Source organism: Jatrophihabitans sp., assembly GCF_051960575.1.
GTDB lineage: Bacteria > Actinomycetota > Actinomycetes > Mycobacteriales > Jatrophihabitantaceae > JBQCEE01.
Genome location: NZ_JBQCEE010000401.1, coordinates 1 through 5,361, shown reverse-complemented (window position 1 = coordinate 5,361; position 5,361 = coordinate 1). Strand labels below are relative to the sequence as shown.

The window sequence follows — 5,361 nt, the reverse complement described above, 5'->3', positions numbered from 1 at the left end:
GTGAATGGACCGAACAGCGCCGGGCTCTTCGCCGGCGGGCTCGGCGGGTTCCAGGGCGGGATGCGGCATTGCGTCGTGCATGGCCTGCACCGCTTTGACGGGCACGGCAGCCGTTATCTCGATGACGTCCGGTCGTGGCAGACCGACGAACCCGCGCTCGACATGACCGGCACCGCGATCGCTGCGGCCGCTGCGCAGACGACCCGGTAGCAGAAAGCTACTTCCAGCGGAAATGGACGAACACCCGGCCGAAGTTGTCCTTGTCCTTCTCGACCCGGTGGTACAGCGCCTTGACGTCACGCTGCTCGAGGAAGCGCAGCACGTGCTTCTTCAGCTGCCCGCTGCCCTTGCCCGGGATGATCTCGACGAGTGGAGCGCGCTTCGCGACGGCCTCGTCGATGATCGATCGCAACGCCCGGTCGATCTCGCCGCCACGGTTGTAGATGTCGTGAAGATCGAGCTTGAGCTTCATGGCGTCGGCCCGGTGCCCGCGGCATGGGGCCGGCGGGCCGGGCGGCGGGCGTGCTGCCCTGGCGTGCGCACGTGTCGCAGCCTACGGCCGGGCGCGCCCGGAAATGCAAGAAGGCCCGGAGAACCGGGCCTCAGCTCCCCCGACTGGACTCGAACCAGTAACCCTTCGATTAACAGTCGAATGCTCTGCCAATTGAGCTACGGGGGATTGCGTGCGCTGCCCGTGAGCAGCCGGACAAGCGTAACCCACGGCCGCCGCCACGATCAGCACGGGTTACGGTGAGGCCAGCGGACGCAGGAGGAACCGGATGAAGCTGTCGTTGCTCGTCGGCGGGGCGGTGGGCTACGTGCTCGGCGCGAAGGCCGGACGCGAGCGCTACGACCAGATCGTCGCGCTGGCCCGGCGGGTGGCCGGCAGCCAGACGGTGCAGGCGACCGCGGGCGTGATGCACGCACAGCTCGACGAGCTCAAGCAGCAGGCGCGCGGGCTGATCGACGACCAGATCAATTCGACGAACGGCGTCAACGGCCACCACCGCGCCTGACGGTCGCGGCCGCGCCGGTCAGGGGGTCTGCGCCGCCCGCCACTGCTCGTCCAACTGGGCCAGTCGCGCGCGCACGGACGCCCGGGTGGCCGGGGTGTCGGGCGTGCCCGGCTCGAACCGGGCCCACCACACGACCCCGTCGCGTCCGGGCAGATGACGGGCGACGAAGCGTGCCGACCCGAGCGGCGCGATCGTCGCGACCTCGGTGCTCACGACGTTGAGCTGGACGCGCTTGCGTATCGCCGGCGGCAGGTCACGGGGGACGGCGAGCCGGACGGACACCGGGGCGCGGTCGCGGATGATCCCCTCGTCCACGTCGCCCTCGGTGATCGTCAACGCGCCGTCCTGCCAGACGGCCTTCGAGATGTGCTGCCAGCCGATGAGGCGATTCGAGCCGGCGTCGGGCCACCAGACCCCGCGTGGCGTCACGAGCACGACGGTGCCCTCGTCGGTGTCGGCCCACGACACCACCCGCTCCCCCGCGTCCAGCACGGCCAGCGCGGCGGCCGGCGGACGTTCGCGCCGCAGCCGCATCAGACCGCGCCGAGCGCCCGCTCGCGCATGCTGCGCCGGTAGCTCTCGAGGGCGATGAGTTCGCCGAACAGCCGCGCGTGCTCGTCCGGCTGCTCGATCGGGTTCATCCGCTGCAGCTTCGACTTGATCGTGGCGATCTCGCGCCCGCTCGCGATCTCGAGCAGCCGGGCGATCACCATCTGTGCGTAGGCCGCGCGGGCGTCGGGGTCGGACGACGCACGCAGCGGCTCGACCGCGAGCGCGTGCACGCCGCCCTTGATCCGCTCGTCGGAGAGCTGGGCGGCGACCGCCTCGACCCACGCGGCGCCGCTGAGCCCGGCGTTGACACCGCCCGCGGCGTCGATCGCGCGCCGCACCTCCTGGTACCCGGCGACGTGGAACGCGGTCGGCGTCAGCGATTCGAACTCCGCCCCGGCCAGTCCAGGCGACTGCAGCGCGATCTTCAGCACCTCGCGCTCGACCTTCGCCACCGCCTCGTCGACCGGGGCGGACGCCGCCCTGGTCACCGGCGGCGGCGCCTGCTCGGCCGCCCGCTTCTCGCCGCCCTTGACGAAGCCGCGCACCCGCGCGACGACGCGCATCGGGTCGTCGAGCCCGACGAGGCCGGCGAGCTTGCGGGCGTACTCGTCGCGCAGGCCGAAGTCCTTGATCTCGGCCACCAGCGGGATGCCCCTGTCGAGCGCGGCGGTGCGCCCCTCGGCGGTGTCGAGGTCGAACCGGGCGACATTGGTGCGCAGCACGAACTCGACGAGCGGGATCGCGCCGGCCACGAGGTCGAGCACGGCGACGTCGCCCGACTGCTGCCGCAGCTCGCACGGGTCGAGACCGTGCGGCTCGACGGCGACGAAGGTCTGCGCCATGAACTTCTGGTCGTCGCCGAAGGCCCGCTCGGCCGCCTTCATGCCGGCGGCGTCGCCGTCGAAGGTGAAGATCACCCGGCCGGTGAAGGTGTCGGAGTCCATCAGCAGCCGCCGCAGCACCTGCACGTGCTCGGCGCCGAACGCGGTGCCGCAGGTGGCGACCGCGGTGGTGACGCCGGCGAGGTGGCAGGCCATGACGTCGGTGTAGCCCTCGACGATCACCGCCCGGTGCTGCTTGGCGATCTCGCGCTTGGCGAGGTCGACGCCGTAGAGCAGCGTCGACTTCTTGTAGATCGGCGTCTCGGGGGTGTTGAGGTACTTCGCCTCGATGCGGTCGTCGTCGAACAGCCGCCGGGCACCGAAGCCGACGACGTCGCCACCGACGTCGCGGATCGGCCAGAGCAGCCGGCGGTGGAAGCGGTCGATGAGCGAGCCGCGGCCGGACTCGCGCGACAGCCCGCCGAGGGTCAGCTCGGCCGGCGTGAACCCCTTGGCCAGCAGGTGCCGGGTGAGGGCATCCCACCCCGACGGCGCGAAGCCGCAGCCGAAGTGCTCGGCGACCGACTGGTCGAAGCCGCGCTGTGCCAGGAACTCGCGCGCCGCCCGCGCCTCGTCGGTGCTGCGCAGCTGCTCGGCGTAGAAGCGCTGCGCCTCGGCGTGCGCGTCGACGAGCCGCTGCCGCTGCCCCGCGGGCCGCGCCGGCCCGCGCTGCGTGCCCTCCTCGTACCGCAGCTGGATGCCGACCCGGTTGGCGAGCCGCTCGACCGCCTCGCTGAAGTCGACATGTTCGATGTTCTGGACGAAGCGGATGACATCGCCGCCCATCTGGCAACCGAAGCAATGCCACAAATTTCTGGACGGCGTGACGTTGAACGAGGGGGACTTCTCCTCGTGGAAGGGGCACAGCCCCTTGAGGTTGCCGCCGCCGGCGCTGCGCAGCTGCACGTACTCGCCGATGACATCGGCGATGGCCGACTTGTCGCGCACCAGGGCGATGTCCTCGTCGCGGATCCGGCCTGGCACGCCGTGAGTCTATGCGCGCCCACCGACAACCGTGCCCGGCGCTGGGGACGAACGCATGGACGACCGGGCGTCATCGTTTCGTCAGGGTCACGCGTCCCCGGGCGGGCTTAGGGTGCCCGCATGCATATCCCGCTCGTGCCCGCTCTCGCGGCCGCCGCCGTCGTGCTCGCCGCGTGCTCGTCGACGACCTCGGGCACCGGATCGGGTGCCTCTTCACTGCCGGCGAGCTCGGCGCGGTCGTCCGCACCATCGTCGGCGCCGTCCTCGCTGCCGTCCTCTGCGCCGTCGTCCGACACCACCGGCGGCGGCACCAGTGGCGGGACGAGCACCGGCGGCGGAGGCAATGGCGGGGGCACGACGACCGGCGGCGGGCACACCGGCGGGTCAGGACACCCGTCCACCTCGGCGTCGTCGAGCGCGCCGACGGCCGACAACGCGGTCATCACCAGCTTCACCGGCACCCCGCACTGCACCGACCGCAGCGACACGCACGGGACGGTCAGCCTGAGCTGGACCTCGGGCGGAGGCGCGACGACCGCCTACATCGTCGAGTCGGCGGTCGCGATCGGTGGCAGCGACGGCCAGGGGTCGAGCCCGGCGCTGCCGGCGAACGGCTCGACCACGCTGCCCTTCGACTGCGCGCAGGACTACGACTACTACACGCTCTACGTGCACGCGGCGACGACGAAGAACGGCGAGACGCTGCAGGTCGCGAACACCACGCCGGTGTCCTCGCCGAGCAGCTGAGTGGCCGCGTCCACCTGCCCCTGCGGCACCGGCGGCGCCTACGCCGAGTGCTGCGGCCCGCTGCACGCCGGCACCCGTCGCGCGGCGACCGCGGGCGAGCTGATGCGGTCGCGCTACTCGGCCTTCGCCGTCGGCGACGTCGCGTACCTGGTCGCCAGCTGGCACCCGACCACTCGTCCGGCCTCGATCGAACTCGACCCCGCGCAGCGCTGGACGCGGCTGGAGATCCTCGCCGAACGTCGCGGGGGCCCGGACGACAGCGCCGGGGTCGTCGAGTTCCGCGCGCACTACCGCCAGCACGGCGCCGACGGCGTGCTGCACGAGCGCAGCAGCTTCGTCCGCGACGACGGCGCGTGGCGCTACGTCGCCGCCCTCCCCCGCTGACCCGGTCGCCTCGCGTGTGTGGCGACGCTGCGGGGCGACACGCCGTACCAACCCCAGCAGCGTCGCCACGCATGCGGGCAGCAGCCGCCGCGGGACGACGCTCAGACGATGTGGACGGGGGCGGCGGCGGTGAGGCGGGCGTGCCGGGCGACGGCGGACGAATCGGTGAGCTGGGCGACCTGGTCGACGACGACGCGCAACCGTTCCGCGTCCGAGCCGGACGCGTGCCAGGCGCGGTGCAGCGAGCGGTCGAGCGTGCCCGGGGCGCCGGCACGGATGAGCTCGACCAGCTCGGTGAGCAGCGCCCGCTGCTCGCCCTGCCGCTCGGACGCAACGGGCCGGCGCATCACGTAGTGCACCGCGATCGCCTTGAGCAGCGCGCACTCGGCGGCGATGCCGGCGGGTACGACCAGGTCGGCGTCGTACCGGGCGAGCGGCCCACCACCGTGCGCGGCCCGCGTGGCCGCGACCGCCGCCCCGGCGAAGCGCCCGGTGAGCTCCGACGTCGCCCGCTTCGCCGCCGCCTGCGCCCGGTGGCTGCCGTCGTACTCGGCGAGGTCGCGCAGCGTCGGCAGGTCGAGCAGCTCGTCGAGCACGGGTGCCAGCTGCTCGGCCGACAGCGGTGAGTACTGGGCGGCCGCGATCGTGCACAGCACCTCGCGCGCCGCGTCGTCGACCGTGCCGAGCCGGATCAGCCCGCCGTGCACGCCCTCCACGACGTCGTGCACCCAGTAGGCGATGTCGTAGGCCCAGTCCCTAACCAGCGCCTCGAGAAATCGCCCCCCCGCCGCCCCCCC

Annotated in this window: 6 protein-coding genes, 1 tRNA gene and 2 pseudogenes; 4 read left to right on the top strand and 5 right to left on the bottom strand. The window is 72.6% G+C overall.

Annotated elements, in window-relative coordinates; translation table 11 throughout:
* Positions 1-210: pseudogene (locus ACTHMS_RS22555) on the top strand (glycoside hydrolase family 9 protein); the annotation flags it as partial.
* Between the two features lie 7 nt (positions 211-217).
* On the opposite strand, the gene ACTHMS_RS22550 reads toward ACTHMS_RS22555, so the two are convergent.
* Together ACTHMS_RS22550 and ACTHMS_RS22545 are read right to left on the bottom strand one after the other, a co-directional pair.
* A complete protein-coding gene (locus ACTHMS_RS22550) occupies positions 218-472 on the bottom strand; it encodes a Smr/MutS family protein (protein ID WP_440308902.1) in 255 nt (84 codons plus the stop codon).
* Between the two features lie 134 nt (positions 473-606).
* Positions 607-679: transfer RNA gene (locus tag ACTHMS_RS22545), tRNA-Asn, on the bottom strand.
* 100 nt (positions 680-779) lie between these two features.
* On the opposite strand from ACTHMS_RS22545, the gene ACTHMS_RS22540 reads away from it, so the two are divergent.
* Entirely contained in the window at positions 780-1,016 is a 237-nt protein-coding gene (locus ACTHMS_RS22540; protein WP_440308901.1) for a hypothetical protein, read from the top strand.
* 18 nt (positions 1,017-1,034) lie between these two features.
* Here ACTHMS_RS22540 and ACTHMS_RS22535 read toward each other — a convergent pair whose 3' ends face one another.
* Positions 1,035-1,550: a hypothetical protein gene (locus ACTHMS_RS22535; RefSeq protein ID WP_440308900.1), complete on the bottom strand. Its 516-nt coding sequence runs from the start codon at positions 1,548-1,550 to the stop codon at positions 1,035-1,037.
* Complete coding sequence (gene dnaG, locus ACTHMS_RS22530) at positions 1,550-3,433, bottom strand: DNA primase (RefSeq protein ID WP_440308899.1); 1,884 nt, start codon at positions 3,431-3,433, stop codon at positions 1,550-1,552. Before dnaG ends, ACTHMS_RS22535 begins: the two co-directional genes overlap by 1 nt.
* Before the next feature lie 120 nt (positions 3,434-3,553).
* Here dnaG and ACTHMS_RS22525 point away from each other — a divergent pair, with 120 nt between their 5' ends.
* The gene (locus ACTHMS_RS22525) at positions 3,554-4,180 is read left to right on the top strand and encodes a hypothetical protein (RefSeq protein WP_440308898.1); all 627 of its coding nucleotides are present in this window, start codon (positions 3,554-3,556) and stop codon (positions 4,178-4,180) included.
* Complete coding sequence (locus ACTHMS_RS22520; protein ID WP_440308897.1) at positions 4,181-4,564, top strand: YchJ family protein; 384 nt, start codon at positions 4,181-4,183, stop codon at positions 4,562-4,564. It abuts the gene before it with no gap.
* A gap of 101 nt (positions 4,565-4,665) precedes the next feature.
* On the opposite strand, the pseudogene ACTHMS_RS22515 reads toward ACTHMS_RS22520, so the two are convergent.
* Positions 4,666-5,361 (bottom strand): annotated as a pseudogene (locus ACTHMS_RS22515) (deoxyguanosinetriphosphate triphosphohydrolase); the annotation flags it as partial.

Coding starts and splice junctions, on each gene's coding strand:
- ACTHMS_RS22550 (WP_440308902.1), bottom strand. CDS start 472: ATGAAGCTCAAGCTCGATCTTCACGACATCTACAACCGTGGCGGCGAG.
- ACTHMS_RS22540 (WP_440308901.1), top strand. CDS start 780: ATGAAGCTGTCGTTGCTCGTCGGCGGGGCGGTGGGCTACGTGCTCGGC.
- ACTHMS_RS22535 (WP_440308900.1), bottom strand. CDS start 1,550: ATGCGGCTGCGGCGCGAACGTCCGCCGGCCGCCGCGCTGGCCGTGCTG.
- ACTHMS_RS22525 (WP_440308898.1), top strand. CDS start 3,554: ATGCATATCCCGCTCGTGCCCGCTCTCGCGGCCGCCGCCGTCGTGCTC.